The 25,829-nt window shown below is 68.1% G+C and carries 24 protein-coding genes and 1 pseudogene; 14 read left to right on the forward strand and 11 right to left on the reverse strand.

Annotation, left to right across the window (positions count from 1 at the left end; genetic code table 11):
• Nucleotides 1-69 precede the first annotated feature (69 nt).
• Complete coding sequence (locus LR394_RS14380; protein WP_231441963.1) at nucleotides 70-864, reverse strand: FAD-dependent thymidylate synthase; 795 nt, start codon at nucleotides 862-864, stop codon at nucleotides 70-72.
• A 44-nt stretch (nucleotides 865-908) separates the two neighbouring features.
• A pseudogene (locus LR394_RS43635) lies at nucleotides 909-1,040 on the reverse strand (TetR/AcrR family transcriptional regulator); the annotation flags it as partial.
• Nucleotides 1,041-1,144: 104 nt separating this feature from the next.
• On the opposite strand from LR394_RS43635, the gene LR394_RS14385 reads away from it, so the two are divergent.
• Nucleotides 1,145-1,357 (forward strand): hypothetical protein, encoded by a 213-nt coding sequence (locus tag LR394_RS14385; RefSeq protein WP_231441965.1) that lies wholly within the window; start codon nucleotides 1,145-1,147, stop codon nucleotides 1,355-1,357.
• Here LR394_RS14385 and LR394_RS14390 read toward each other — a convergent pair.
• The gene (locus tag LR394_RS14390) at nucleotides 1,328-2,512 is read right to left on the reverse strand and encodes an MFS transporter (protein WP_231441967.1); all 1,185 of its coding nucleotides are present in this window, start codon (nucleotides 2,510-2,512) and stop codon (nucleotides 1,328-1,330) included. The two genes, LR394_RS14385 and LR394_RS14390, sit on opposite strands and share 30 nt — an antisense overlap.
• On the reverse strand, nucleotides 2,509-3,153 hold the full coding sequence (locus LR394_RS14395; protein WP_231441969.1) for a GntR family transcriptional regulator: 645 nt from the start codon (nucleotides 3,151-3,153) through the stop codon (nucleotides 2,509-2,511). Before LR394_RS14395 ends, LR394_RS14390 begins: the two co-directional genes overlap by 4 nt.
• A 212-nt stretch (nucleotides 3,154-3,365) precedes the next feature.
• Between LR394_RS14395 and LR394_RS14400 the strand changes: the two genes are divergently transcribed.
• On the forward strand, nucleotides 3,366-4,715 hold the full coding sequence (locus LR394_RS14400) for a sugar porter family MFS transporter (RefSeq protein WP_407937055.1): 1,350 nt from the start codon (nucleotides 3,366-3,368) through the stop codon (nucleotides 4,713-4,715).
• On the opposite strand, the gene LR394_RS14405 is transcribed toward LR394_RS14400, so the two are convergent.
• The gene (locus LR394_RS14405; protein WP_231441972.1) at nucleotides 4,712-6,826 is read right to left on the reverse strand and encodes a transglycosylase domain-containing protein; all 2,115 of its coding nucleotides are present in this window, start codon (nucleotides 6,824-6,826) and stop codon (nucleotides 4,712-4,714) included. The two genes, LR394_RS14400 and LR394_RS14405, sit on opposite strands and share 4 nt — an antisense overlap.
• Before the next feature lie 376 nt (nucleotides 6,827-7,202).
• Here LR394_RS14405 and LR394_RS43640 point away from each other — a divergent pair, with 376 nt between their 5' ends.
• Both LR394_RS43640 and LR394_RS14410 read left to right on the forward strand, forming a co-directional pair.
• Nucleotides 7,203-7,529 (forward strand): MmyB family transcriptional regulator, encoded by a 327-nt coding sequence (locus LR394_RS43640; protein ID WP_407937047.1) that lies wholly within the window; start codon nucleotides 7,203-7,205, stop codon nucleotides 7,527-7,529.
• 231 nt (nucleotides 7,530-7,760) lie between these two features.
• Nucleotides 7,761-8,402 (forward strand): Type 1 glutamine amidotransferase-like domain-containing protein, encoded by a 642-nt coding sequence (locus tag LR394_RS14410; RefSeq protein WP_231442028.1) that lies wholly within the window; start codon nucleotides 7,761-7,763, stop codon nucleotides 8,400-8,402.
• 12 nt (nucleotides 8,403-8,414) lie between these two features.
• On the opposite strand, the gene LR394_RS14415 is transcribed toward LR394_RS14410, so the two are convergent.
• The gene (locus tag LR394_RS14415) at nucleotides 8,415-8,612 is read right to left on the reverse strand and encodes a hypothetical protein (RefSeq protein ID WP_231441974.1); all 198 of its coding nucleotides are present in this window, start codon (nucleotides 8,610-8,612) and stop codon (nucleotides 8,415-8,417) included.
• 634 nt (nucleotides 8,613-9,246) lie between these two features.
• On the opposite strand from LR394_RS14415, the gene LR394_RS14420 reads away from it, so the two are divergent.
• On the forward strand, nucleotides 9,247-11,307 hold the full coding sequence (locus LR394_RS14420; RefSeq protein ID WP_231441977.1) for a PQQ-dependent sugar dehydrogenase: 2,061 nt from the start codon (nucleotides 9,247-9,249) through the stop codon (nucleotides 11,305-11,307).
• A gap of 113 nt (nucleotides 11,308-11,420) precedes the next feature.
• Here the strand turns inward: LR394_RS14420 and LR394_RS14425 are convergent, their stop codons facing one another.
• On the reverse strand, nucleotides 11,421-11,612 hold the full coding sequence (locus LR394_RS14425) for a hypothetical protein (RefSeq protein WP_231441979.1): 192 nt from the start codon (nucleotides 11,610-11,612) through the stop codon (nucleotides 11,421-11,423).
• On the opposite strand from LR394_RS14425, the gene LR394_RS14430 reads away from it, so the two are divergent.
• From LR394_RS14430 to LR394_RS14445, 4 genes are all read left to right on the forward strand, one after another.
• Nucleotides 11,602-12,639 (forward strand): isopenicillin N synthase family dioxygenase, encoded by a 1,038-nt coding sequence (locus LR394_RS14430; RefSeq protein ID WP_231441981.1) that lies wholly within the window; start codon nucleotides 11,602-11,604, stop codon nucleotides 12,637-12,639. The genes LR394_RS14425 and LR394_RS14430 overlap by 11 nt on opposite strands.
• A 39-nt stretch (nucleotides 12,640-12,678) precedes the next feature.
• Nucleotides 12,679-13,458 (forward strand): MOSC domain-containing protein, encoded by a 780-nt coding sequence (locus LR394_RS14435; RefSeq protein ID WP_231441983.1) that lies wholly within the window; start codon nucleotides 12,679-12,681, stop codon nucleotides 13,456-13,458.
• On the forward strand, nucleotides 13,455-14,381 hold the full coding sequence (locus LR394_RS42945) for a PDR/VanB family oxidoreductase (protein ID WP_231441985.1): 927 nt from the start codon (nucleotides 13,455-13,457) through the stop codon (nucleotides 14,379-14,381). The genes LR394_RS14435 and LR394_RS42945 overlap by 4 nt, the downstream gene beginning before the upstream one ends.
• A gap of 152 nt (nucleotides 14,382-14,533) precedes the next feature.
• Nucleotides 14,534-14,926, forward strand: a complete 393-nt coding sequence (locus LR394_RS14445; protein WP_231441988.1) for a hypothetical protein — start codon at nucleotides 14,534-14,536, stop codon at nucleotides 14,924-14,926.
• A gap of 198 nt (nucleotides 14,927-15,124) precedes the next feature.
• Here LR394_RS14445 and LR394_RS14450 read toward each other — a convergent pair whose 3' ends face one another.
• From LR394_RS14450 to LR394_RS14465, 4 genes are all read right to left on the reverse strand, one after another.
• Nucleotides 15,125-16,504, reverse strand: a complete 1,380-nt coding sequence (locus tag LR394_RS14450; RefSeq protein ID WP_407937048.1) for an AbfB domain-containing protein — start codon at nucleotides 16,502-16,504, stop codon at nucleotides 15,125-15,127.
• Nucleotides 16,501-17,988 carry a family 43 glycosylhydrolase gene (locus LR394_RS14455; RefSeq protein ID WP_231441991.1) on the reverse strand — a complete coding sequence of 496 codons (1,488 nt, stop codon included), beginning with the start codon at nucleotides 17,986-17,988 and terminating at the stop codon, nucleotides 16,501-16,503. The genes LR394_RS14450 and LR394_RS14455 overlap by 4 nt, the downstream gene beginning before the upstream one ends.
• 568 nt (nucleotides 17,989-18,556) lie before the next feature.
• Nucleotides 18,557-19,585: a sugar phosphate isomerase/epimerase family protein gene (locus LR394_RS14460; RefSeq protein WP_231441992.1), complete on the reverse strand. Its 1,029-nt coding sequence runs from the start codon at nucleotides 19,583-19,585 to the stop codon at nucleotides 18,557-18,559.
• A 131-nt stretch (nucleotides 19,586-19,716) separates the two neighbouring features.
• On the reverse strand, nucleotides 19,717-20,937 hold the full coding sequence (locus tag LR394_RS14465; protein ID WP_231441993.1) for an ROK family protein: 1,221 nt from the start codon (nucleotides 20,935-20,937) through the stop codon (nucleotides 19,717-19,719).
• A 142-nt stretch (nucleotides 20,938-21,079) separates the two neighbouring features.
• On the opposite strand from LR394_RS14465, the gene LR394_RS14470 reads away from it, so the two are divergent.
• From LR394_RS14470 to LR394_RS14490, 5 genes are all read left to right on the forward strand, one after another.
• A complete protein-coding gene (locus LR394_RS14470) occupies nucleotides 21,080-22,183 on the forward strand; it encodes a Gfo/Idh/MocA family protein (protein WP_231441995.1) in 1,104 nt (367 codons plus the stop codon).
• A 19-nt stretch (nucleotides 22,184-22,202) separates the two neighbouring features.
• Nucleotides 22,203-23,096: a sugar phosphate isomerase/epimerase family protein gene (locus tag LR394_RS14475; RefSeq protein ID WP_231441996.1), complete on the forward strand. Its 894-nt coding sequence runs from the start codon at nucleotides 22,203-22,205 to the stop codon at nucleotides 23,094-23,096.
• Nucleotides 23,093-24,133, forward strand: coding sequence for a Gfo/Idh/MocA family protein (locus LR394_RS14480; protein WP_231441998.1), 1,041 nt, complete (start codon nucleotides 23,093-23,095; stop codon nucleotides 24,131-24,133). The genes LR394_RS14475 and LR394_RS14480 overlap by 4 nt, the downstream gene beginning before the upstream one ends.
• Complete coding sequence (locus LR394_RS14485) at nucleotides 24,130-24,900, forward strand: hypothetical protein (RefSeq protein ID WP_231442000.1); 771 nt, start codon at nucleotides 24,130-24,132, stop codon at nucleotides 24,898-24,900. The genes LR394_RS14480 and LR394_RS14485 overlap by 4 nt, the downstream gene beginning before the upstream one ends.
• Before the next feature lie 84 nt (nucleotides 24,901-24,984).
• A complete protein-coding gene (locus tag LR394_RS14490; RefSeq protein ID WP_231442002.1) occupies nucleotides 24,985-25,815 on the forward strand; it encodes a 3-keto-disaccharide hydrolase in 831 nt (276 codons plus the stop codon).
• The last annotated feature ends 14 nt before the right edge of the window (nucleotides 25,816-25,829 follow it).

Genomic DNA, 25,829 nt, shown 5'->3' on the forward strand with positions numbered 1-25,829 from the left:
TCCTGTCCTGTGGATCTTTGCCTCGTGCGGGGCGCGTCCTCGCTACGGCCATGATCCGCCGGGCAGAACCTAAGCCGTTTCGACGTCGTGACGCAGCTGGCGCCATCCCCGCAGGTTGCCGAGCTGCGGTTCGGGCGAGGCCGAGGGCCGGGCCACGTGTTCCAACGGGCTGGCGTGCATCGGGGAGGCCGAGACCAGCCTCGCGTAGAGCTCCAGGTCCTTGGCCGGGTCCCGAACCCCGTCGTGGGTCAGGTACGAAACCCGGGCGCAGCGCGCGGCACTGACCTTGAGCACGTCAGCCTCGTCAAGGGAGTCCTCGGCGCTGATGTAGGGCGTGTGCCACTGGCCGGCCGTCAGCTCGGCGGGGGTGGAGTCGAGCAGGGCTGTGCGCATGGCCTCGGCGCAGGCGCGGATCTCGGGCTGGGCCAGCGGGCTGCAGCGTTGCTCGAAGAAGTTGTCCCACTCAGTCGAGGTGACGATGACGGTCTGCCACATGAACGGCTCGAGCAGGCGGTTGCTGAGCTGCTTGTGCAGACCCGCCTTCATCAGTTCCTCGGCGGCCACCAGCGCGCTGTCCCGAGCCCGCAGCCACACCCGTTCCAGTTCTGAACTCTCCAGCGCAGAACCGGCCTGCATACCCGGCTGGTTGGCACCCCATTCCAGCGGCATAGCCGGGTCGTTGCGCACCGTCTCCAGTTGCTTGGCCACCGGGATGGCGCGTGAACTGGCGGAGTTACGGGAGAACACCCGGTGGGTGTTGAACTCGGCGAGCACGTAGCGATGCATCTTCACCTCGAGCGTGCTGAGGCGGATGCCGGACGGGCCGACGGAATCGGCGACGATCCGGGCTGACGGCTGCGACATGAAACATTCTCCCGGGGCGGACTGAACGACGAAGACGTCCGAGGTTAGCGATGGCGGCCCAGGGCCTGGACCCCGACCTGGATGAGATCGAGACCGGCCAGGAACTGAGCCCGGTCGTCGTGCTCGCGCAGTTGATCGGCGACACTGCGTATGAAGGCGGCCTCCTCGGCATCCAGGTCGGTCTCCGGCCCGGGCCGCGCTGGGTATTCTGCCGCAGGTCATCACCCTGCCGGAGAACCAGGCCTCCAGCGCGGCCGCGCTCAACGACACCATTCAGGAGATGGCCACCAGCATCGGCATGGCGGTCACCGGAACCATCGTCGCCGCCGCCTTGAGCGCACCACTGGCCGGTATCGCCACGAGCCCCGCCGACGTCCATAGTTTTGAGAATGCCGTCACTACAGCGACTTTCGCTAGCGCAGTGATCTGTACCGCCCTGGTGCTCTGGGCCGCGCAGCGGGACCTACGAGACAGTAAGGGGCTCGAGCCGTAGATGCTTGGACCACCCAGAAGCGCACAACGCCGTGCACAACAAGCAGATGAGCGCTACGGCGGACAGCATGCCGGGGTATCCGAACCACGGGTGCGCCGCGGCCAGTGCGGCGGGGATCAGGAAACCGACGTAGGCCAGGGCGTAGTAGACGCCGGTCAGGCCGACGAGTTCTCCGGGCTTGGCTATCCGCTGCACCTCCAGCAGCCCGGACACCACGGCAATGCCGTACGCGGCACCGAGAACCAGGGCAACCGGCACCGCCAGCCAGGGCGAGCGCACCACGGCTGTGATCGCGGCGAGCACCATGCCGGCGGTCATCAGCAGCATGGAGACGGTGATCGCGCGGGATGTCGAAATGTCATCCAGGCGGCGGGCGATCGGCTGGACGGCGACGCCGGTGCCGAGGGTGGCCACCGTGAGCGCGGCGGTGAAGAGCAGGGCCCAGTCTCCGAGCTGTTCGCTGACCAGGGAAGGGATGACGGCGTAGGCGACGCCGGCCGAACCGAAGATCCAGGGGGCCATCGGCACCACCACCCGCAGGAATCGTGGGTGTTTCAGCGCGGAGAAGGTGGTACGCCCGGGCTCGGTGGTCGGTATGGGATAGCGCAGAAGGGCCAGGATGACCGGTACGCAGAGGACGGCGTGCACCAGGTAGGGCCAGACCAGCGCCGGTTCGGTGAACTGGGCGAGCAGCCCGGCAGAGGCCGGACCGAGGGCGAATCCGCTGCTGAGCCAGATGGTGGCGCGCCGCGCTCCGGTGCCGGGGGCGAGTGTGGGGTCGAGGGCTGCCAGTTCGGTGATCCACGAGGTGCCCACGGCCATGGCAATGCCCACGGCCAGACCGCTCAGGGCCCGCCCGGCGAAGATCCCGGCATAGCCCAGTGAGTCACCGAGGCCCAGCAGGGCGCTGCCGAGGAGTGAGGCCAGGAGTCCGGCCAGCAGCACCGGGCGTCGCCCGTGCCGGTCGGACAGTCCCGAGGCGAGCAGCAGTCCTGGTATCAGTCCGATCACGTAGGCGCCGAGGAAGATGTCGACGTCCAGCTGCGAGTAGCCGCTCTCGGAGCGGTAAGCCAGGAGTAACGGGGTGAACTGGTTTCCGCCCCAGCCGATCACGAACATGGCGAAGGCGACGCGGCGCCAGGCAGGAGAACTCATGAACCGAAAGTCACCGTGTGGGTCTGGGAGAGATGCTCGAGCAGGGAGGTGGCGAAAGCGTCGACATCGCCGGCGAGCACCAGATCCCGTAGGTGGGTGTGCTCTTCGACGAGGACGGGCAGACGATCGAGCCGGCCACCCAGGGCGCCGACCGTCATCCGGCGCTGCCGGTCGGTCAGCGTGCCGTACATCTTGGTCGCGATCCGGTTTCCGGACGTCGTCACGATCGAACGGTGAAAAAGCTCGTCCCCGGCGGCGAAAGCCTGAAGATCCTCGCGATCGACGGCGTCCTGCTGGGCGTGAAGGTGTGCGGCGGATTCCTCGGCGAACCGGTCCCGGGCGGCTGCGGCCTTGGACAGCCGGCGGGCGGCCGCGACCTCCAGTGCGTGGCGTACCTCGAGGATCTCGCCGGCCTCGTCCGGATGGACGAGCACGACCAGGGCGCCGCGCCGGGGGAGGAGTTGCAGGAAGTCCTCGGTCTCGAGCTTGAGAAACGCCTCGTGCACGGGAGTGCGGCTCACGCCCAGACGGGCGGCCACCTCGACCTCGCTGAGCAGGGAACCTCCGCGCAACTCGCCTTCGAGGATCTCCTGGCGAACGGTGGTGTAGACCCGCTGCGCGGCCGGGACGGGGGAAGGCATGGTCAGCACTGTACGCTCTTGCATCCAAGCTTGCATGCAACCCTGCGGCCAGGTAAGTCGAATGGCCGTTCGTGGCACGTCCTGCCACCATTGTCCGGGTTGGGGAAGGCGCGGGCGCCTACGCAAGGGCGCCGACGACCCAGGCCGGAGGCGCAACGATGAGCCAGGCAAGCGAGCCGAGCACCGTGCGGCCGGACCGCCCGACCGGATCGGTGGTGGTCGTGGCCCTGGTCTCGGCGATCTCCGGCCTGCTGTACGGCTACGACACCGGCATCATCTCCGGAGCCCTGCTGCAGATCGGCGACGAGTTCGACATCGACCACGGCTGGGAACAGGTGATCGCCGCCTCGATCCTGGTCGGCGCCGTGATCGGGGCCCTGACCTGCAGCCGGCTGGCCGAGCGGCGAGGCCGCCGGGGCACCCTGCTGCTGGTCGGCATCGTCTTCGTGGTCGGGTCGGTGGCCGCCTCGCTCGCACCCAGCCCGATCCTGCTCTCGCTCAGCCGCCTGGTGCTGGGCTTCGCGGTCGGGGGCGCCACCCAGACCGCCCCGGTCTACGTCGCGGAACTGGCCCCGACCGCCTACCGCGGCCGCCTCGTCCTCTTCTTCCAGATCGCGATCGGCGCAGGCATCGTCATCGCCACGATCGTCGGAGCCAGCGAGACCATCTCCTGGCGGCTGGCCATCGGCATCGCCGCGGTCCCGGCCGCCATCATGTTCGTGCTCATGTTGCGCCTGCCGGAAAGCCCGCGCTGGTTGCTGCGCGAGGGCCGGCTGGATCAGGCCCGCGCCGCCCTGGCCCACGTACGCCCTGCCGACGCCGACCTGGACAGCGAATTCGGCGAGATCCGCGACAACGTCGAGGCCGAGCAGGAAGCCGGTACCCGCGGGTGGTCCGGCCTGCGCGCCGCCTGGGTGCGCCCGGCCCTGGTCGTCGGATGCGGGCTGGCGATCTTCACCCAGCTCTCCGGCATCGAGATGATCGTCTACTACGCGCCCACGATCCTCACCGACAACGGCTTCTCCGACTCCACCGCCCTGCGGGTCTCGGTGGCCCTCGGCTCCACCTACCTGATTGCCCAGCTGATCGGCCTGGCCATCATCGACCGGGTCGGCCGCCGTCGCCTGACTCTGCTGACCCTGCCCGGCGCCGCGGTGGCCCTCTTCGTCCTGGGCTGGTTCTTCGTCACCGGCAACGACGGCAAGGAGATGACGCCCTGGATCATCGCCACCCTGATCGCGTTCATGGCCTTCACCGCCGGCGGCATCCAGCTGATGGGCTGGCTCACCGGATCCGAGATCTACCCGCTGGCCACCCGGGCCGCCGGGGCCGCCGCCCAGTCCGCATCGCTGTGGGGCACCAACGTGCTGATCACCCTCACCCTGCTGAGCATCATGAACACGATCGGGACCGGCCAGACGTTCTGGATGTACGCCCTGTTCAACGTGGCCGCGTTCGTCTTCCTCTACCGCATGATGCCGGAGATGACCGGGCGCAGCCTCGAAGAGATCGAACACCGCCTGGAACGCGGCGAGTTCACCCCGGCCGGGTTCACCCGCTAGAACTGCTCCACCGACGTACCGGCCAGCGCCGAGGTCATGATGCGCTTCCAGATCGGCGCGGCGATGGTGCCGCCGTAGACGTTGGAGTAGTACGAGCCGTTGATCGTGACGCCACGCATGTCGTCCCGGCTGCCGTCGACCGTTTCGGGCCCTACCCAGACCGAAGTGGCCAGCTGCGGCGTGTAACCGACGAACCAGGTGTCCTGAGAGTTGTTCGTGGTTCCGGTCTTTCCGGAAGCCGGCTGACCGCTCGACAACGGCCCGGTCGAGGACGCGGTCCCAGAGGTGAAGACCTTGCTGAGACCCTCGGTGGTGGCCGCCGCGACGTCCGCGTCGAGGCTCTGCTTGCAGTCGGCCTGCGGAACGTCGAGCTGGTTGCCGTCCCGGTCGGTGACCGAATCGACCACGACCGGGTTGCAGTAGACGCCCCCGGAGGCGAACGTCGCATAGGCGTTGGCCATGGTCAGCGGCGACTGGCTGGCCACCCCGAGCACCACCGAGGGCACACAGTTCGGGATCTCGGTGGTGGTCTCCGGGTCGTCCTTGTACAGGTTGCCCTGGATGCACTGGTCGGCGGCCGGCTGAGCCAGATGCATGCCCAGTTCCTGCGCGGTCTTCTGCACATCACACAGGTCGAGCTGCTGTTCCATCCGGGCGTAGGCACCGTTCACCGACTGCGCGGTCGCCTGCGCCACCGTCATGCTGCCGCTGCCCTCGCTGTCTCCGGCGTTGTTCACCGTCCAGGTACCCGTCAGCGAGACATCCGCGCAGGTCTGAAAACTGCTGTTGGACAGGGTGACCGGGGCGCCGCTGATCGTCTCCTCCAGCGTGTGGCCGGCCTTCAGCCAGGCCGCCAGCACCACCGGCTTGAACGTGGAACCGGTCTGGAAACCGGACGATCCGCCGTACGCGTAGTCGGTGGAGTAGTTGATCGTGGTGTTCTCGCCGCCCTCGGCCACGCTGTAGTACTTGTTCTGGATCATCGAGAGCACCTTGCCGGTACCGGGCTCGACCGTCACCGAAGCCGCCGCGACCCGGCTGGAGTCGTCCGCCGGCACCGCTTCCGTCACCGACGTCCACGCCGCGTCCAGGATGTCCGGATCAAGCGTCGTCCGGATCGTGTAACCGCCCTGCTTGAGCGCGGTGGCCCGGGCCTCCTGCGACGAACCCAGCGCAGCGAAGTCGTCGCTCTTGACGATCAGGTTGTACACGTAATCGCAGAAGTAGGCGCCGGTCCCGGCATTCGCGCAGCCCTGCAGGGTCGGCGTGATGTCCACCGTCAGCTTGGCCGCGCTCGCCTCGTCCAGTTCCGCCTGGTCGATCAGGCCCTGCTGGAACATCTTCTTCAGCACCGTGTCGCGCCGCTCCTGCGCGCTCGCCCGGCCGGCCTTCGTCTTCAGGTCGTACTTGGTGGGCGACTGCACCATCCCGGCCAGCGTGGCCGCCTGAGCCAGCGTCAGGTCCGCGGCGGTGCTGTCGAAGTAGTAGCGCGCGGCCGCCTCGACCCCGTTGACCTGACCCCCGAACCACGCGATGTTCAGGTACTCCTGAAGGATCTCGCTCTTGGACAGCTTCTGTTCCAGTGCCCCGGCCAGCCGGATCTCCTTGAGCTTGCGCTCGTTCGTCTGCTCCTGCGCCGCCTCGTAGGCGTCCTCGTCGCCCGCCTGGTACGCGGCTTCCTTCAGCAGGTTCTTGACCAGCTGCTGGGTCAGCGTGGACGCGCCCTGCGAGACCCCGCCGGACAGTTCGTTGGTCACCAGCGCCCGCACCAGCCCCTGCGGATCGACCCCGCCGTGCTCGTAGAACCGCTCGTCCTCGATCGCCACGATCGCGTCCTGCAGATACGGCGACATCTCGTCCAGTTCGACCGGCACCCGGTTCTGGTCGTAGAACGTCGCGATCGTCGAGCCGTCCGCGGCCAGCACCGTGGTGTTCGCCGACATCGTGGTGTCCGCGATCTCGCTGGGCAGATCCTGAAACGCCGAGACCACCTGGTTCGAGGCCAGACCGCCCGCCCCCACCAGCGGCACCGCCAGCCCGGCGGCCAGGAGCCCACCGATCACACTGGTGGCAACGAAGACGCTCAGGCGACCGGGCAGCGCGGAGGGCATGAACCGGACGGTAGAGAGCTTTCCTGTGAACGGTTTTCAGGTTTCGTTCCTGTGCCTGGACTGTGAAAGGGCCAATGGCAGACGCAGTGGTGCCGTCCTGCGTGAACATCGTGACCACTACCCGGGCAGAGCTTCTCTCTTTCGTCTTCTGCGCGGAAGATTCTCGCAACCCTCTTTCTCGACCAGGCCCCGGTGCTGTTGGTCAATGAATGCGAGCTCCTCGCGGGGTGAGATCGACCCCTTCGAGGCTATGGGGGTCGGCTCCTCGCGGGGGATACCGTTCACTCGGAACGTTGAACGGTGTAGTTCGAAGCGGTTGTGGGGTGGTTGGCCTGGCGCGCCGTCCTGCCCGCGGGAAGTTCGGCAGTGAGAGCTGGTGAATGATCGGATTGCGCGCAGCGACAAGTTCCACGAGTTGTGGGAGACACACAAGGTCGAGTCGCTGACCTCGACAGCCAAGCGGATCCGGCATCCGGAAGCCGGTGAACTCGCCCTGCAATGCGATGTGGTGCTCTGCCTGGCCACTGGTCGTTGGCTGGTGGGCTTCCGTTCGCGGCCGGGGTCGGGTGCGGGTAAGTGGTTGTCGATTCTCTCGGTGCTGGGCGAGCAGAGGTTCGACTTTCGAGGACGGTTCGCAGTGCCTGCGGTGTCCCGTGGAAGGACGTGGCCTCGTCGTTGTCGACGGGTTGGGGTCCGCCGTTGAGGGCGTGCGCCAGGGAGAAGAGCGTCAGTGAGGACGCTGGTGGCGCCGGGAGGAGAACCGGTCCGGTCAGAATCGTTGCTATCGCGGCGAACGACTGCTGCCACGAGGTGGAGTCCGCGTGCCACTGGGTGAGCTCCTCCAGGTCGACCAGACGCCTGGCCCGAGCAGGATCACCGGTCCCTGTCCGGGTGCCGTCATAGCGCAGTTCTTCTTGCCACTAGGGTTTTGCCGGTGCGCCTGTATCTCTCTTCGTTCCGCAGCGGTGATCAGCCAGAGCAAATGTTGGCGCTCCTGGGCCGTCCGGCCAGGAGCGGCGAAGTTGCGGTGATTGCCAATGCGATAGATGACCGGCCGGAGCCGGAGCGCCGGACGGCGGTCGAACGCGAGTTCAGGGCACTTGCCGAGCTCGGTCTGCGACCGGTCGAGCTCGATCTCCGGATGCTCTTCGGTTGCTCCCCGGCGCAGGCCACCGCCGCACTGGCCGAGTTCTCCCTGGTCTGGGTCCGCGGAGGGAACGTGTTCGTTCTGCGTCAGGCGCTGGCCCTCAGCGGTGCCGACCAAGCCCTGATCAAGCTGCTGCAGGAAGACGCTCTCGTCTACGCCGGCTATAGCGCGGCTGCCTGCGTCCTCGCACCTGACCTGCACGGGCTGGAGCACTGCGACGACCCGTCAGCTGTCCAAAAGGCCTACGCCGAGCAGGCTCGTTACGACGGACTAGCGCTTCTGGATTACGCCGTCGTGCCACACGTCCATTCCCCTGGCCACCCAGAGACGAAGGTCCTCGGTGAGGTGGCCGACCGCTACCGCGCCGACGGCATCCCGCATCGGACCCTGCGCGACGGCCAGGCGATCGTCATCAACGGAGCGAGCTGACCGGCGCCCGGACTACCAGATGAGAGCCTCGATGTGGTTGCGACCGGAAAGAAGCTCGGCGATGCGGATCTGCGCCGCTTCGCGGACATCGGACTCGGGGTGGTGTGCGTAGATCGCGAGCTCTACACACAGGTCATAGAAGCTCAGCCGCTCACGCTCGTACAACTCCGGATAGACGCCGTGCAGCCATCCAGGAACCTCAACGTGCACCCCACTCCATACTGGGGATGCGCCCGGGTAGGCAGCGATCAGGGAGAACTGGGATCGGGCGTCCGAAGGTACCCCCAATGTTCCCGAGCGGATCTGGAAGACCAGCGGATCTCAAGGCCACTGGCCGTCGGAATTTCAGCTCTGGCCGGAGTATCCCGCAGGTAATTGATCACTCCGGACGCGGCGTCGGTGAGGGTGTTGAGGCAGTGGTGGTCGTCTACGCGCAGGCGCCCTTCTCCCCGAACGTGTGCCACGCCGATCGCGTTCATCGGCCAGCAAGGCGGACAGGAACAGCACAAGGTCCTCGGATACCTCGAGAGCCTTTTCATTATGAGACGCTCATCAGCGCGCGGGACCTCTGGGACAGGAACTGTAGGAGGAACCCGTCCTACCGAGGTCTCGCGCTTCTTCTCCGCATCCAGCCCGGCGTGTACGCCAAGATCACACAGCGCTGCCACCCGTTACTCGGAATGGCTCAGTGAGATCCACCTCAACCATTCTCCGGATTCCAAGGGGTTATCCCGCGCGGGCGTCGGGAGGGTGCAACCGTGTTCCGGCCACGAACCATCGACCGTTCGAGAACGGAGTACCCCGCGTGCGCACCCCAGGTGGTCCCGCCCGATGGTTCGGCCCCGTGGCCGCGCTGGCAGCCGCAACCCTGGCGCTGTCCCTGACCGCAGGCACTACGGCGCAAGCCGCGCAGCCGCTCGATGATCCGATACCGGAGCAGACCATCCAGTCCGGGCTCGGGCTCGTCCTCACCCAGTTCGCCACGTTCCCGCAGTCGACGCCCACGCCGGAACCGATCGATCCCCGGTTGATGCGCCGGGCCCGGATCAACGCAATCGTCGAGCTGCCCGACCGGTCGGGCCGGATGGCCGTGCCGGACCTCAACGGCATGCTGTATCTCGTCCGCAACGGCAAGCCCGAGGCCTACCTCGATGTCGGAACCGCGTTCGCGCCTCAGTTCTTCTCCGGCCGGGGCCTCGGCCAGGGGTTCGGATACGTGGCGTTCCACCCGGACTTCGCGCGCAACGGCCGTTTCTACACCGTCCATACCGAGTTGGCGACGTCGACGACCGTGACGCCCGACTATGCGCAGTCGTCCACCGGCTACCACGGGGTCATCACCGAGTGGACCGCGAAAGACTCGTCGGCCAACACTTTCCGCGGTACACACCGCGAGGTGCTGAGGATCGGCTTCACCGGGCGTGTCCACGGCATCCAGCAGATCGACTTCAACTCGACCGCTCGTCGCGGTGACCGGGATTACGGACTTCTCTACCTCGCCGTGGGCGACGGTGGCCAGGGCGCCACCAAGACCGACCCGCAGAATTTGGCGATGCCGCACGGCAAGATCCTGCGTATCGACCCTGACGGGAGCAATGCCGGTAACGGCCGCTACGGCATCCCGAACGACAACCCCTTCGTCAGCCAGGCTGGTGCGTTGGGTGAGATCTACGCCCTGGGGATGCGTGACCCGCACCGCTTCAGTTGGGACAGCGGCCCCGGCCATCGCCTGTTCCTGGGGCATATCGGTGAGCACACCGTGGAAGCGGTCTACGACGTGCGTGCCGGCGACAACCTCGGATGGAGCGAGCGGGAGGGCTCATTCGTCTTCGATCGAACGGCAGCAAACCCGTGTGATCGCATTCTCCCCCTGCCGGCCGACGACGCCGAATTCGGTTACACGTACCCGGTCGCCGCCTACGACCACGACCCGCCGGCCGACTGGGACTGCTCGTCGGACGTCGGCCGGGCCGTGTCCGGCGGGTTCGTCCACCGAGGCCGCACCCTGCCGGAGTTGCGGGGCAAGTATGTTTTCGGCGACCTCGTCGACGGCCGGGTGTTCTACACCGAGGCCGACGAGATGCGCCGCGGGCACGCCCTGGCGCCACTGCACGAACTGATGCTGTTCGACGACACTGGCCGGCGGGTCGTCATGCCGGACCTGTCCGGCCCTGGCGCCCCGGGTGACCAGAACCGGGTCGATCTGCGGTTCGGCCGCAGTGCCGCAGGCGACCTTTACCTGCTGTCCAAGGCGAACGGCAAGATCTGGAAGGTGACCGACACCAAGACGTTTGCCTCCGGAGACGTCGGGAACACTCGCCTGCGTCCGCGGTTGGACGCGAAGAACTGGGCACCGGTCACGCCGGCGCTGTGGCAGTTCTCGAAGAAGACAGCGACCCTGGCCCAGGCCGGGCAGAGCCGCCCCGGGCCGCGGCGGCCGTTCGAGTACGCCGTGCTGACGGACGGCCCAGCCTTCGGCGCGGTGGAGATCGAGGGCAAGGTGCGACTGGACACGCCGGTCGAGATCACCAATCGCGACGTGATCATGGTCTTCGGGTACCGCTCGGACACCGAGTTCTACTACGTCCATCTCTCCAGCGACAACAAGATCTATCCGCACAACGGGATCTTCGTCGTGAACAACGCCGATCGACTCCGGATCGACGACCAGTGGGACGGATCGCGCGGCGCGCCGCCCGCCATCACCGACTCCGAATACCACAAGGTCAGAGTGGTGCACCTGCCATCGACCGGTGAGATCGCCGTATATGTCGACGGTTCCAAGGATCCACTGATGACGGCGACGGACACGACGTTCGGTTCCGGCCGCGTGGGGTTCGGTTCGTTCGACAACACCGGAAGCCTGCGCAACCTGAGGCTGACCGGCACGCCCGCCACGTCCTGAGGGCCCGGCAGCGAACGTCGGGTGTGACCGGATCAGGTCCGGCCACACCCGACGTTGCTCAACGGCCCGGTTCCGACCCGGTCCCCAATCATGCTCACCGGTACCGTGGTCAGCTACCCGACCAGCCCGGCGACGGTCAGCCCGGACGTCACCTCGGCGTTCGAAAGGTCGACGGCGCGGGGCAGGTAGAGCAGCGAGCCGGGGAGGAAGAGCCCGTTGCCCATGGCGTCGATGAACCCGCCTTCGTAACCGCGGCGAAACTCCGGCGGCCGGAGGGAGCGCGAGGATGCCGGTATGACCTTCACCGTGCCGACCGTCGACATCAGTGCCTGGGTTCAGGAGGGCCCGGCCGCGGCCCAGGCCGAGGTGGTCGCGCAGTTGGACGCGGCCTGCCGGACGGTGGGGTTCATCCAGATCGTCGGGCATGGCGTGCCTGCGTCGATCCGGGCCGGGCTGGCTTCGGCCATGGACGACTTCTTCGCCCTGCCGCTGGCCGCGAAGAAGCAGTACGTGCGCCCGGCCTGGGAGAACCGGGGGTACAGCCCGCCCAAGAGCGAGGCGCTGAGCTACAGCCTGGGCGTCGACCCGATCACCCGGATGAACGACTTCTTCGAGGCCTTCAACGTGGGCGCCACGCTGGCCGACTACCCTCACGTCGAGCTTGCGGAGAGCCAGTACGCGGCTAATACCTGGCCCTCGGCCGGCGCCTTCGAGAACCTGGTGTCGGTGTATTTCGAGGATGCCCGGCGGGTGGCCGAGACCCTGACCCGGATCTTCGCGGCGGCGCTGCAGGTCGGGCCCGGCTATTTCGACGCGATCACCGACCATTCGATCAACGTGCTGCGGATGAACAACTACGCCCTGCCACCGGGCGAGATCGAGCTCGGCGCCGACCTGACCGGGATGGGCGAGCACACCGACTTCGGCCTGGTCACGGTGCTGTGGGCCGACCAGGTGGAGGGGTTGCAGGTGCTCGGCGCCGACCAGGTCTGGCACAACGTGCAGCCCGCCGACGGCGCCCTGCTGGTCAATCTGGGCGACATCGCCGCCCGGCTGACCAACGACGTCTGGATGTCCACGCTGCACCGGGTCAAGCCGCCGGTGGTCGAGGGCAGGATCAAGCGCCGCCGTTCGGCCGCGTTCTTCCACGACTGCAACGCCGACGCGGTGATCTCGGTGCTGCCGCAGTTCGTCCGGGACGGCGAGGAGCCGCTGTACGAGCCGGTGACCGTGCAGGAGCACATCGAGGCCAAGCTCCGGGGTTCCCGGGCTGGGCTGAAGAACACCGGCGCCAGGCGGGAGGCGGCCCGGGTGCAGGCGGTCTCCGGCTGAAAGTCGCACTTCGCAGATGGGGTTGATATATCTGGGGTGATGAAACGCGAGGTGGTCGATCTCTACACGTACCCGGTCAAGGGGCTCAACGGCCAGTTGATCGAGGCGGCCGAGGTCGGCCCGGAGCGCGGGTTCCCGGCCGACCGGTGGTTCGCGCTGGCCACGCGTGAGGGCGGTTACACGACGATCAAGGACCGCCCGCTGCCCTCCTGGGACTTCCATTCGCTGACCAACGCGCCCCGGCTGGCCGGAGTGCGCGTGGAGCTCGCGGGTGGGCGGCTGGTGTTCCGTGTGGCGGGGCGGATCGTGCTCGATGCCTGCCCGGACGATCCGGACGACGTCCGCGAGATCGAGAACCTGTTCGCCCGGGTGCTGGATCTCGACGAGGACCAGCGGCCGTTCCTGGCCCGTTCCGAACCCGGCCGGTTCAATTACAACTACACGGCCTCGGTCTCACCTGAACTCACCTGGGCCTGTCACCTGATCAATCTGGCCTCGGTACGGGATCTCGAGCAGAAGACCGGCGCACAGATCGACCCTTTGCGTTTTCGGGCCAACCTTTATGTCGATCTCGGAACTCCTTGGCTGGAAAGGGATCTGATCGGCCGGGAACTGCAGATCGGAGACGTCCGGGCGCGCATTCAGTCGGGAACGGCGCGGTGCGCGGCCACCGAAGTGAACCTGACCAATGCGCGCAGAGACGTTCCGGTGCCCCGTCTGCTCAAACGTCAATTGGGAGACGTCGACATGGGCGTCTACTGCACGTTTCTCACCGACGGAACGGTGAAGCGGGGCGCCCCGATCGAGGTGCTTTCGTGAGTGACGTCACGGCGCAGGTGGTTTCCCGGCGTGAACCGGCCGCCGGAATTGTCGAGCTCGAAATGCTGCTCAGCGGTCAGTATGCGGTGGCGCCCGGATCTCACATCGATCTGGAAACCCCGGCCGGGATGCGCCGCAGCTATTCGGTGACCCACGCATCGAACGATTCTCGCGGGACGACCGTCGGCATTGCGGTGGCTTTGGACGAACAGGGACGCGGTGGTTCGCGCAGCATTCACGCGGACGTCAAGGTCGGCACCGAACTCATGGTCGGACCTCCCACCTCCGGCTATGCCCTTCCGCCGGCCCGGGACGGGTATCTCCTGGTGGCCGGTGGCATCGGAATCACGGCCATGCGCTGGTTCTATCACCAGCTCAAGGCCAATGGGGGACGCGTGCGGCTGGTTTATCTGGTCAAGTCCCGGTCCCGAGCCGCTTATGTCGAGGAATTCGCCGGCGAGGACGTCACCGTGTACGCGGCCGAAGAGCACGACGGACGCCTGGACCTGTGGCCCTGGCTGCAGCATCCGGGCGAGACCAACCTGGTGTGCTGCGGCCCGGCCGGGCTGCTGGACCAGGTGCGCGCGATGACCATGCACTGGCGTCCCTCGCGGCTGCGCTTTGAGGACTTCCGCCCCCAGCCCCCGTCCGAGTTCGCCAACGAACCGTTCACGGTGCGCTGGGCTCCCACCGGACAGCAGATCGACGTTCCGGCCGACAGGTCGATGCTGGCGGCGCTCCAGAACGCAGGAATCCCGATCCGGAGTTCCTGCGGCGCCGGAACCTGCCAGACCTGCGTCGTGGCCCTGCACGCAGGAACACCAGAACACCGGGACGTGGTGCTCACCACCGATCAGCGGGCCAAGCTGATCACCCCGTGCGTCTCCCGGGCCGAAGGCCTGATCGAGGTCGGTCCGGCCTGAACTGCCTGGGCGACGCTGCCCAGAACCCTGTCGTCGAAAGTAGGAGCACGTGGTTGCGACCTAAGAAGGACGTTCGGGGACGCTCAAGGCGGAAGGATCTTCGGTATGAGCCCCCCGCTCACCAGCCCCCGGACCAGACAGGAACCCTCATCATGATCGCCTGCCCCGCTCGCAGCGAGTCCTCCTGGTTCATCCCCGCCGACCTGGTCGTGGCCTTCGCCTGCTTCGTGGCCACGTTGCTGACCTGGGCGGCGTGGATGCGCTGGGGCGTGGACCTGGACGTCGACTACCCGGCCGGGCGGGTGGTGGGCCTGGCGCTGACCCTCGCGCTGATCGGCCTCCCGCTGGCCTGGCTGAACTGGGCGGGCTCGGTGATCGTGGCGATGCCGCCGGCCCTGGCCGTGAGCGCCTTCTACGACTGGCAGGCGCAGGACGAGTCCGGCCTGTTCGTGGTCGGGGTCCTGCTGGTGCTGATCGGTTCGCTCGCCGTGACCGCGCTGATCACCCCGTTCGTGGCGGCGGCCGGTCGCCGGCAGCGTCGCTGACGTGCCCCTGGTCTTGCCCGGAAGCGTGCCGCCCATGAGGATGGACGGCACGCTGTCGTCCCACGTGAGGTGCTCCTGATGAAGATGCTGCTGGTCCTGGTTGTCGTGGTCATCGTGGGGCTGGTGCTGTACCGGCGTTTCGTGCGGTAGCAGTGGGTGGCGCTTGCGCCGGTGCACCAGCGCGCAGGCGCACCTGACTTAGTAGCCGATCTGGAAGGTGGCGTCCTGCCGGTCGGTGGCCGCGGAACTGCTGCTCAGCGGGTCGATCCGGAGTACGAAACCGGCGTGGCGCAGGTAGTGGCCGGACCGGTTGTGCGAGCGGAACGATGTCCAGGCGCTGTCGGCCAGCCCGGCGGTGCGGTGGAATGTGGCGTCGCCGGCGAACAGGGCTGAACCGTCGTTGGGGGCCAGAACCACGCTGTAGTTGGCATGCCGGAGGTAGTGGTTGGCGATGTTGACGGACTGGAACGAAACGCCGCTGGAGTCAGCCAGTCCCGGCACCAGACGCCACTGCGAGTCGGGGTAGGGGTCGAAGGGGTACGGGTCGATCCGCCCGGCGTAGCTGGCGTGCCGGATCAGGTGGTCGGGATAGTTGAACGATTTGATCCGGTTCCAGTTCGGCGCACCCCAGCGACTGATCAGGCTGGACTGCTCGGTGGCGGTGATCGGGCTGATCGTCGGGTGTTTGGCGTTGAGCGGTTGGGTGTACTGGGCCTTGGTCAGCGGCGTCCAGCTGTCCAGGCCGATATTGCCCGAGCGCCAGGCGTACAGTTCGCCGTTGTTGGGGGAGTAAGAGTCGCCCCACAGCCACCACTCGTTGCGGTCGTTGGCCTTCACCACGATCGGGGCCTCGATGCCCCCGTTCACCACCCCGGCCGTGTAGGTGCCCTGGTCGAAACTGCGCGGGTTCCACGAACTCGATCGGGCGCCGTACAGCCGTCCGTTGGCCAGGTTCTTGTAGTACAGATAAGGGACGTTGTTGTGCACGTGCGTGGTCGCGTCCAGAACGTTGAAGCCTGGGTCGAAGAATAACTGGGCCGCGCTCACCGTCCGGAAGTCGCTGGTGTAGTTCACCCAGAACCCGTCCCGGCCGCCGCTGTTGGCCGAGTAGAGGATGCCGTACTGGCCGCGGGCCGCGTCCCAGAACGCCTCCGGTGCCCAGGTGTGCGTGTTCATCGTGTGCATCCGCAGCCGCCGGTACCCGGTGAAGCTGCGTAGGTCGGCCGAGTCCCAGCAGTGGATGTACTGGTTCGGCTGGGTGAAGTCGGTGCCGGTCAGGTCGGTGGCCAGGACCACGAACGTGCCGTCCTGCTTGCGCTGGATGAACGGGTCGCGCAGGCCGCCGGTGCCCGCGGTGGGGGTGACCACGGGGTTGTTCTGGTTCAGCGGCGTCCAGTTCAGGCCGTCCGCGCTGACCGCCAGATGCAGGCCGTAATTGGCGCCGAGCTGACTGGGCGACTCGGTGAAATAGCCCATCACGTAGGCCTGGTAGGTGGCGGCCCGGGCCGGCTGGGCCAGGGCCAGGCCGGCGGCCCCGGCCAGACCGGAGGCGATGAGCGTGCGTCGGTTCAGCATCATTCTCCCGCGGGCGCGCTCAGGGTCACGCCGAGGCGGACCGGGGTGGCGAAGTTGGGTGTGTCGTCGGAGTTCCAGGTGAACTTCTGGGCCCGGGTGGAGCGATTCATGTCGCAGCCCCCGCCCGCAGAGTCGTTGGCGTGGTAGACGATCCAGTCCTCGCTGCCGTCCGGGCTCTTGAAGAAGCCGTTGTGCCCGGGCGCGAACACGCTGTTGGCATCGCTGCGCTGGAACACCGGTGTCGACTTCTTCGTCCAGTGCGCCGGATTCAGCGGGTCGGTCCCAGTCAGGGTGAGCAGGCCGAGCTTGTAGTCCGGGCCCCAGCAGGCGCTGGCTGAGTACACGACCATGACCTTGCCGTTGCGGTACAACGGTTCCGGGCCCTCGTTCACGGCGCCGGTCTGCCGTTCCCAGGCCAGGGTCGGCGAACTGAACCGCACGCGTGAACCGGTCAGCGTCCAGGGGTTGGACAGCCGCTGGATGAAATTGCTCTGCCCGGCCCCGTCGCCGCCGTAGGTGCCCATCAGGTAGAGGTTGCTGCCGACCTTCAGCACGCTGGCGTCCAGCGCCCAGTCGCTGCCCAGATCGGCCTTGAAGGTGTACGGGCCCATCGGGTCGGTCCCGGAGGACTCCAGAACGTGCAGACGCTGGGTGGGGTTGTAGTCGGTGACGTTCTGGCCCGCGGTGTAGTAGAAGTACCAGCGGCCGTTGATCAGGTGGAACTCCGGCGCCCACATGTTGCAGCAGCCGTTCGCGCGGCCGGCCAGGTTGAAGATCACCTGGTCGGTGGCGGTGGCCAGCCCGGCCAGGGTGGCCGAGCGGCGCATCGTGACGGTCGAGTTCCAGGTGGTGGTGGCCAGGTAGTAGAAGCCGTTGTGATACTGCAGCCACGGGTCCGGGCCGTTGCGCTTGATCGGGTTGTTGAACGTCTTGGGCGCGGGCGGGGTGGGTACCAGCAGCCACTGCTGGTTGGCGCCGTCCAGGTCCTGGAACTGGGAGACCTTGGCGCCGTCGGCGGTGGAATGTTCCCACACGTCAACGGCTTTGCTGCTGTTGCGGTTGATCAGCCGGACGTGCCCACCGGCCGAGTCGGCCAGCCGGAACTGCTGCCGGGAGTCGTTGCGGTCGGCGTTCTGGACCAGCTGAATGCCGTCGGCGGTGCTGGGCAGGTCGAGAACCTTTCCGCTGTGCACGGATTGGACCCGGTACCAGCCGCCGCCGGAGTCCAGGAACTTCCACTGCTGCCAGGCGCCGTCGTTGCGGGAGAACTGGTTGATCGCGGCGCCGTCGGTGGTGGCCAGGTTGTACACGTCCAGGGCCTTGTTGCTGTTGCGGTTGATCAGCACGTAGGCGGTGCCGGGCTGAACCACGGCGGCGGAGGCCTGGCTGGTGGTGGCGACCAGGCCCACCACCACCAGGACCGCGGTCAGGGCGCCGGCCGCCAGGGCACGCAGCGGTTTTCGGGCAGGCCGAACAGATGGGGGCATGGCTGTCCTTCGAACGAGAGCGGGTCACGACTCGGGGGTCGCCAACGCCGCCCTGGTCCACGGCCGGGAGGACCAGAACAGTGGCGGTCAGGAACAGTGAGCGGTCAGGGCACGAACTGCACTTCACGGACCAATGCGCAGAAATGTTCTCGTTCACACCCGAGCCGGTCAAGAGTCTTGCCAGACCCGCGCAATACCCTTAGGGGTCAACGTTTCCGCTGGTCAGAGCCGGAATGTGAAGGTGCGCAGCTACCCCGCTCCAGCGCCGGACGGTCGAGTTGCCGCTCGTTCAGCGGGACGCGGCGGCGGGGGAGGACTTCACCGTCACCGCGCCGAGAGCCCTGACCGTGCGCGGTTTCGCCCACCTGGTTCGGCCAGGGGGCGAACCTCAAAAGCGTCACATGGGAAGATTTTCGCGCCACCACGAGCGAAGAGCACGGTGAGGCCAGTCAGCATCGCCACGGCCGCCTCGGCGCTCGGCTACGCACCGGCCTACGAGCCGGAAGCGGCCGTGCCCGCATCATTGAACTGGCTGATCGAGCACGACCGGCTTCCGGTCAGGAACCCGCTACTGGTTACTGAACGCCGCGTCGAATGAGGCCGTCGGGGGCTGCCAGAGCATCGAGCGCACGAACTTCACGGCCTCGGCGGCCCCGTGCAGGCGGTCCATCCCGGCGTCTTCCCATTCGATGGAGATCGGCCCCTGGTAGCCGATCGAGTTCAGCGCCCGGAAGGAGTCCTCCCAGGGGACGTCGCCGTGGCCGGTGGAGACGAAGTCCCAGCCGCGACGCGGGTCGCCCCAGGGCAGGTGCGAGCCCAGCACACCGCTGCGCCCACCCGGCGGGCGCAGTCGGGTGTCCTTGCAGTCGACGTGGTAGATCCGTTCGCGGAACTCCCAGATGAAGGAGACCACGTCGATCTGCTGCCACATCATGTGCGAGGGGTCCCAGTTCAGGCCGAAGGCGGCCCGGTGCCCGATCGCCTCCAGGCTGCGCACCAGAGTCCAGTAGTCGTAAGCAATTTCGGACGGGTGGACCTCGTGGGCGAACCGCACGCCTTCGGAGTCGAAGACGTCCAGGATCGGGTTCCAGCGCGCGGCGAAGTCCTCGTACCCGGCGTCGATCACCGAGGCGGGAACCGGCGGGAACATGGCCACGTACTGCCAGATGCTGGAGCCGGTGAAGCCGACCACGGTGTCCACGCCGAGCTTGCGGGCCACCCGGGCGGCGCGCTGCATGTCCTCGGCGGCGCGCTGCCGGACGCCTTCGCCGTCACCGTCGCCCCAGACGTACTCGCGCAGGATGGCCTGGTGGCGGAAGTCGATCGGGTTGTCGCAGACCGCCTGCCCGGCCAGGTGGTTGGAGATCGCCCAGACCTTCAGGCCGTACTTGTCCAGGATGTCGAGCCGGCTGCGCACATAGGCCGGGTCCTCGTCGGCGCGCTGCAGGTCCAGATGGTCACCCGAGGCAGCGATCTCCAGGCCGTCGTAGCCCCACTCGGCGGCCAGCCGGGCCACCTCCTCGAAGGGCAGGTCGGCCCACTGCCCGGTGAACAGGGTCACCGGCTGACGGGCCTCGAAGGGGGTCTGCTGCTCCATCGCAATCCATCCATGCTCTCGGGTGCCGTTGGCTCAAAGTGACGCTAGACCGCGGGCCCGGCGGGCAACAAGCCGAACAATCGGCCCGGATTAGGCTTTCTGACGGCGTTATTCGCCCCCGGCCGTCCCAGCTATTGGCCGCCCATCCGTTCCAGCAGGATGTCGGGCTGCAGGAACTGCTCGGCGCCGATCACGAAGCCCCCTGCGCACCCCGCGTCGGCCGGCTGCAGCGAACCGGTGATGGTCAGGTTCCGGGTGGCCAGGGGCAGCGCCCGCCGGTAGACCACGCTGCGGACCCCGGCCAGCAGTTCGTCGGTGGCCTCGGCCAGGCGCCCACCGAGGACGATGTGCGAGGGATTGAACATGTGCACCAGCGAGGCCAGCACCTCGCCGATCGCCGTCGCCGACCCCTGCACCAGCTCCAGCACCGCCTGATCGCGGTGAACCAGGGCGTGCAGGAAGGCATCGGGGCTCAGCCCGGCCGCCCGGCTCAGCGCGCCCAGCCCAGCCTCGGCCTCCAGACAGCCGGTGTTGCCGCACGCGCACAGCGACGTGCCCTGCGGCACCCGGACGTGCCCGATGTCGCCGGCTGCCCCGTCGGCGCCACGCAGCAGCTTGCCGTCGGAGGTGACCAGCCCGGCGCCGATCCCGGTGCCCACCTTGACGAAGAGCAGCGGCCCGGGCGCCGGGGGCCGGGCCCGCGCCTCACCGAGTGCCCGCAGGTTCACGTCGTTCTCCAGGCTCACCCGACCGCCCAGCAGTTCCCGCAGATGCGCAGCCACCCGGTAGCCGTCCCAGCCCGGCATGATCGGCGGCCGGACCACGGTGCCGTGCCGGTCGTCCACCGGCCCGGGCAGCCCCACCACGGTGATCAGGTGCTGGCTGAGCCCGGGCCCCAGCAGGTCGGCGGCCTCGGCGGCGATCGTGTCCAGCACCGGCTGCGGGCCGTCGGCCATGCTCAGCGCCAGGGTGTGCGAGGCCAGCAGGTTCTGCCCGAGGTCGAGCACGGCCAGCCGGGCCTGGTGGGCACCGCAGTCGGCGACCAGCACCAGGCCGAACGAGGGGTCGATCTCCAGGGCCTCGGCCGGACGCCCGCGCCCGGCCAGATGCTGCAGGCCGCCGATCCGCACCGCACCGATCGACTCCAGCGTCCGGATCCCGGTGTCCACCGTGGAACGGGCCAGCCCGGTGACCCGGCCCAGATCGGCCTTGGAGGTGGCGGTGCCGCTGGAGATCAGCCGGGCGAGCGTACTGGCGATCACCTCCGGGCTGACCCGGGCCGACAAGGGGGGTACCTGCAGCCAGACCGGGCCGTCCAGTTTCGACCCGAGGGCTGGGCGCTGCTCACTCACGGTGCTGAATGTATCCCGCGGCGGATGACTGATTAATTCCCTCACCCGGCATAAATCAGTCATTGAACAGCGGATTGGCACGATCAAAAATCGTCGTCACCAACCCCGCGTACGGAGCTCGGGGGGAACACGGGTGATACGGATGACTACGGACGACACCGGTACGCCGGTTCAGCTGCGCCACGCCATCGTCGGGGCCGGTTTCATGGGCCAGGTGCACGCCCGCGCGGTGGCCGCCGCGGGCGGCCGGCTCGCCGGGGTCGCGACCGGCCGGGCCGACGAAGCACAGGACGCTCGCCGCACCCTGGGTGCCGAGCGCGGCTTCGGTGAATGGTCCGATCTGGTCTCCTCGGACGAGATCGACGTGGTGCACGTGTGCGCCCCCAACGCCGTGCACGCCGAGATCACCCTGGCCGCGCTCGCCGCCGGCAAGCACGTGATCTGCGAGAAGCCGCTGGCGGTCTCGATCGAGCAGGCCGAGAAGGTGACCGCCGCCGCGCAGGACGCCGGCCGGGTGGGCGTGGTGCCCTTCGTGTACCGGTTCCACCCGATGATCCGCCAGGCCCGGGCCAAGGTCGCGGCCGGCGAGGTGGGCCGGCTGAACGTGGTGCACGGCAGCTACCTGCAGGACTGGCTGCTCGGCGCCGACGACACCAACTGGCGGGTCTCGGCGGCCACCGGTGGCCCCAGCCGGGCTTTCGCCGACATCGGCTCGCACTGGTGTGACCTGCTCGAGTTCGTCACCGGCAGCCGGATCAGCGCCGTCTCGGCCCGCCTGGCCACGGTGAACGGAGAGCGCGGGTCGGCGGCCGTGGACACCGAGGACGTGGCCGTGGTCCAGTTCGAGACCGCGGCCGGGGTGCTCGGCTCGACGGTGATCAGCCAGGTCTCGGCCGGCCGCAAGAACCGCCTGTCGCTGGAGATCTCCGGGAGCGACGCCACGCTCTCGTTCGACCAGGAGAACCCCGAATACCTGTGGGAGGGCCGGCGCGGGGGCAGCATGCTGCACGTGCGCGACCCGCAGACCCTGAGTCCGGAGGCGGCCCGCTACGCGCTGGTCCCGGCCGGGCACCCGCAGGGCTACCAGGACTGCTTCAACGCCCTGGTGCGCGACACCACCGCGACGATCAACGGCACGCCGGCCGACGGCCTGCCTGCTTTCGGTGACGGCCTGCGGGCGGTCCGCCTGGCCGACGCCGTCCTGGCCTCCGCGCGTGAGCGCGCCTGGATCACCGTCGAGAACTGAAACTCTGAGGGAGCTGACGATGGCAAAGATGCATCGGCTGAGTATCAACCCGCTGCCCTGGATCCTGGGCGACCTGGGCTATCACCTGAACGCCGCCGTGGTCGAGACCGCGCTGCGCGAGCTCAAGGACGCCGGCTACACCGCCATGACGGTGGAATGGCCCGGCGACATGGAGGTCTCGGCCTACGGCGCGCTGTTCGCCCAGCACGGCATGGCCCCTGCCCCGGGCTACTTCTCCGGTTCCTTCCAGGACGCGTCCCAGCACGCCGCCCTGGTCGAGGGGATCAAACGGCACGCCGAGGCGCACGCCCACTTCGGCCTGGACCAGGCCTTCATCGCCGCCGACCTGACCCCGCAGCGGATCGCCGCCCCGGCCGTCGGCGCCGAGGAGAACACCGAAGCCAGCGCGGTGATCGCCGAGGGCATGGCCCTGGCCGCCGAGGCCGCAGCCTCGATCGGCGTGCACTACGGCCTGCACCCGCACGTCGGCTCACTGGTCGAGGTGGAGTCCGAGGTCCGCGCCGTGCTCGACCGCTCGGCCGGCTCCGCGCTGGGCTTCGGCCCGGACACCGGTCACCTGGCCTGGGCCGGCGCCGACCCGGTTGCCGTGATCGGCGACTACGCCGACCGCGTGGTGGCGATCCACGTCAAGGACGTCGACCCGGCCGCCCGCCTCGAGGCGATCAAGGCCGGGGACGACTACATGGCGGCCACCCAGCAGCGTCACGTGTGGACCGAGCCCGGCCGCGGCCAGATCGATTTCGGCGCGGTGCTGGCTGCGCTGCCCGAGCAGTGGAACGGCTGGACCGTGGTCGAGGTCGACGTGCCGAACCTGCCCAGCCGGCTGGAGAGCTCGACGTTCGCCCTCGAGTACCTGCGCGGGCAGGACTTCTACGGCGGGACGCCAGCGTGACCGGGGTCGGGCTGATCGGGGCCGGTGCGGTGGTGCAGACCATCCACCTGCCCACTCTGGCCCGGCTGAGCGAGGAATTCACCATCCGCACGGTGATGGACACCGACCCCGCCACCGCTCAGGCGGTGGCGGCACGGGTCGGCGCGCAGGCCAGCACCGATCTCGAGGACGTGCTGAACGACGAATCGATCGAGGTCGTGGCGATCTGCAGCCCACCCGAGTTCCACGCCGAACAGACGGTGGCCGCGCTGCGGGCCGGAAAACGCGCCGTGCTGTGCGAGAAACCGCTCGCCACCAGCCACGACGAACTGCGGGACATCGCCGAGGCGCTGGCGGAGACCGGCGGCCTGCTGGTGGTCGGCGCGATGCACGTGTTCGACCCGGCCTGGACCGAGATCCGGCCCCGGCTGGGCGAACTGGTCCGCAGCGCCCGCACCGTGCGGTCCAGCATCGTCCTGCCGTTCAACGACCGCTACGAGTCCCGGGCGAGCCATCTGTTGCCGCGCCAGCCGATGAGCATGCCTGACGCCTCCGATCCGGCCGTGCGCCAGGCCTTCCTGAACGCCGCTGTGCTCGGCCTGGCGGTGCACGACCTGCCGCTGGTGCACGAGTTGATCGGCCGTCCGGGCACCGACGCCGAGATCGTCTCCGCGGAGTTCCTCGAACCGTTCGGTTACGTGATCGGCATCCGCGCCGGCCAGACCCTGGTGGAGGTCTCCGGTCTGATGCAGCCGCACTGGAAACCGTTGTGGGAGCTGGAAGCTGTCTCTGCGGAGGAGGTCCTGCACGTGGAGTTCACCCCCTCGTTCGTGCCCGCCGGCTCGGCCACCGCCACGATCACCGGTGCGCAGGGCGCCTTCAGCGTCGGCAACCGGCCGACGAACGGGTACGAGGCCGAATGGCGCCGGCTGGCCCAAGCCCTGCAGGGCCAGACGGACGCGGTTCCGTCGAGTGCCGACGTGCTCGCCGACGCGGAATTCGTGGTGCACGTGGCCGATCGCGCCACCGCCCTGCTCGGCGAGCAGGTGCCCGCATGAGGACGTCGATCTCGGTTCCCACTCAGCTGCGTTCCGTGGCAACGGCTCTGGCGGCATCACTGCCGGACTTCTACAGCGTCTCAGAACCAGAGGACGCTGCCGGTCTGGTTGTTCTCGACGGTTCCGGAAACTGGGTAGCGGCTGCCGCAGAAAAACTCTCGGCCGGACGCCACAACCTTCTCGTGCATGCTCCCGGACCGGTGGACCCAGGCGAGGTGGACACCCTGGCCGCACGAACGTCCACCATTGTGCTCAGTGAGCCGTTCGCCGGAAACCCGGTCCTGAAGAATCTTCCGCAGGACATCCCGTTCGGGGCGGTCTCGAGCACCGCGCTCGCCGCCCCCGAGACCCCGGTCGAACGGGCCCTGCTGGAACAGATCCGCAGCCTGCGGGCTGCCGGATTCACCGATCTGGCCGTCGAGAACGCCCAGATCACCGCCACCGGTGCACTGCTCACCGGTGAGGCCCGGCACGAACAACGCCTGGTGCGGGTCCGCGCCCTCGTGACCCGCACGTCCGCCGTGACGCCGCACCACGTGCTCCGCGCCTACAGCCCGGAGCACGTGCTTACCGTGACCCTTCCCGACCCCGCCACCGCGGCGCCGGGCACGGCAACCCTGGTCGGCCCCGACGGTGAGCGCATCCTGCCCACCGACTACGAGAGCGCCCATCGGCGCACCTGGCGACTGGCTCACGAAAGTCCCCGAGAAGCGGCCTCACTGCGTGATTTCGCCGACGACCTGAGGGTTCTCGGCAGCATCAGCTGATCCACCCTTCGCCATCACGCATGTGTCTCAAAGAAGAGGACAGGTTCTGGGCGCGCTGGCGCTCGTTCCGGTAAGGGGAGTGAAGTGACGTTCAAGCCGTTGTTCGACGGAAAAACCCTGGCGGGCTGGAAGGCCGTCCCGCGGGTGTACGGAAATGCCTACCCGGGTGGTCCGGACGTGGCCGAGATGCTTCTCAGGCTCGGTGTGGAACCACCGGTCGAGCCCGAGAAGCACCCGGCCGTGTGGTCGGTCGAGGACGGCGTGGTGATCGGCCGGCAGGGCACCCCGGGCTACGGCGGCTATCTGCTGAGCGAGCAGGCCTACGGCGACTTCGAGCTCGTGATCGAGGCCAGACCGGACTGGCCGGCCGACACCGGGATCATGCTGCGTCGCCGGCCGGACAGCTGGGAAGGCTTCCAGGTGCTGGTGGATCACCGCCAGTCCGGTTCGATCGGCGGCTTCTTCGGCAACGGCCTGGCCAGTTTTCACGCCGTGCCGTTCGCCCTGGACGCGGTGGTGGATCAGGCGGGCGCCCCGATCGGGCTGCGTGAGGACGACCCGGCCACCTCACAGGAGCCGGTCACCCCGGACAAGCAGCGCCTGCTGTCCTACGCCGCCGACGTGGACGACTTCCTGAAGGTCTGGCGCTGGGGTGACTGGAACGAGCTACGCGTGCGGTGCGTGGGCGGCGCCCTGCCTACCATCACCACGTGGGTGAACGGCCTGAAGATCGCCGAACTCGACACCGCCACGATCGACAGCCCGGACTACGACCCGGCCGCGGTGGCCGAACTGCTCGGCGCCCGCGGCCATCTCGCCCTCGAGGTGCACGACAACGACGCGCATTTCGGGGAGTCCCGTTGGGGCCGGGGAGCAGCCTGCCGCTGGCGCAACGCGCAGATCGAGGAACTGTGAGTTCACTGCCCGGG

The organism is Kineosporia babensis (genome assembly GCF_021129305.1).
GTDB lineage: Bacteria > Actinomycetota > Actinomycetes > Actinomycetales > Kineosporiaceae > Kineosporia > Kineosporia babensis.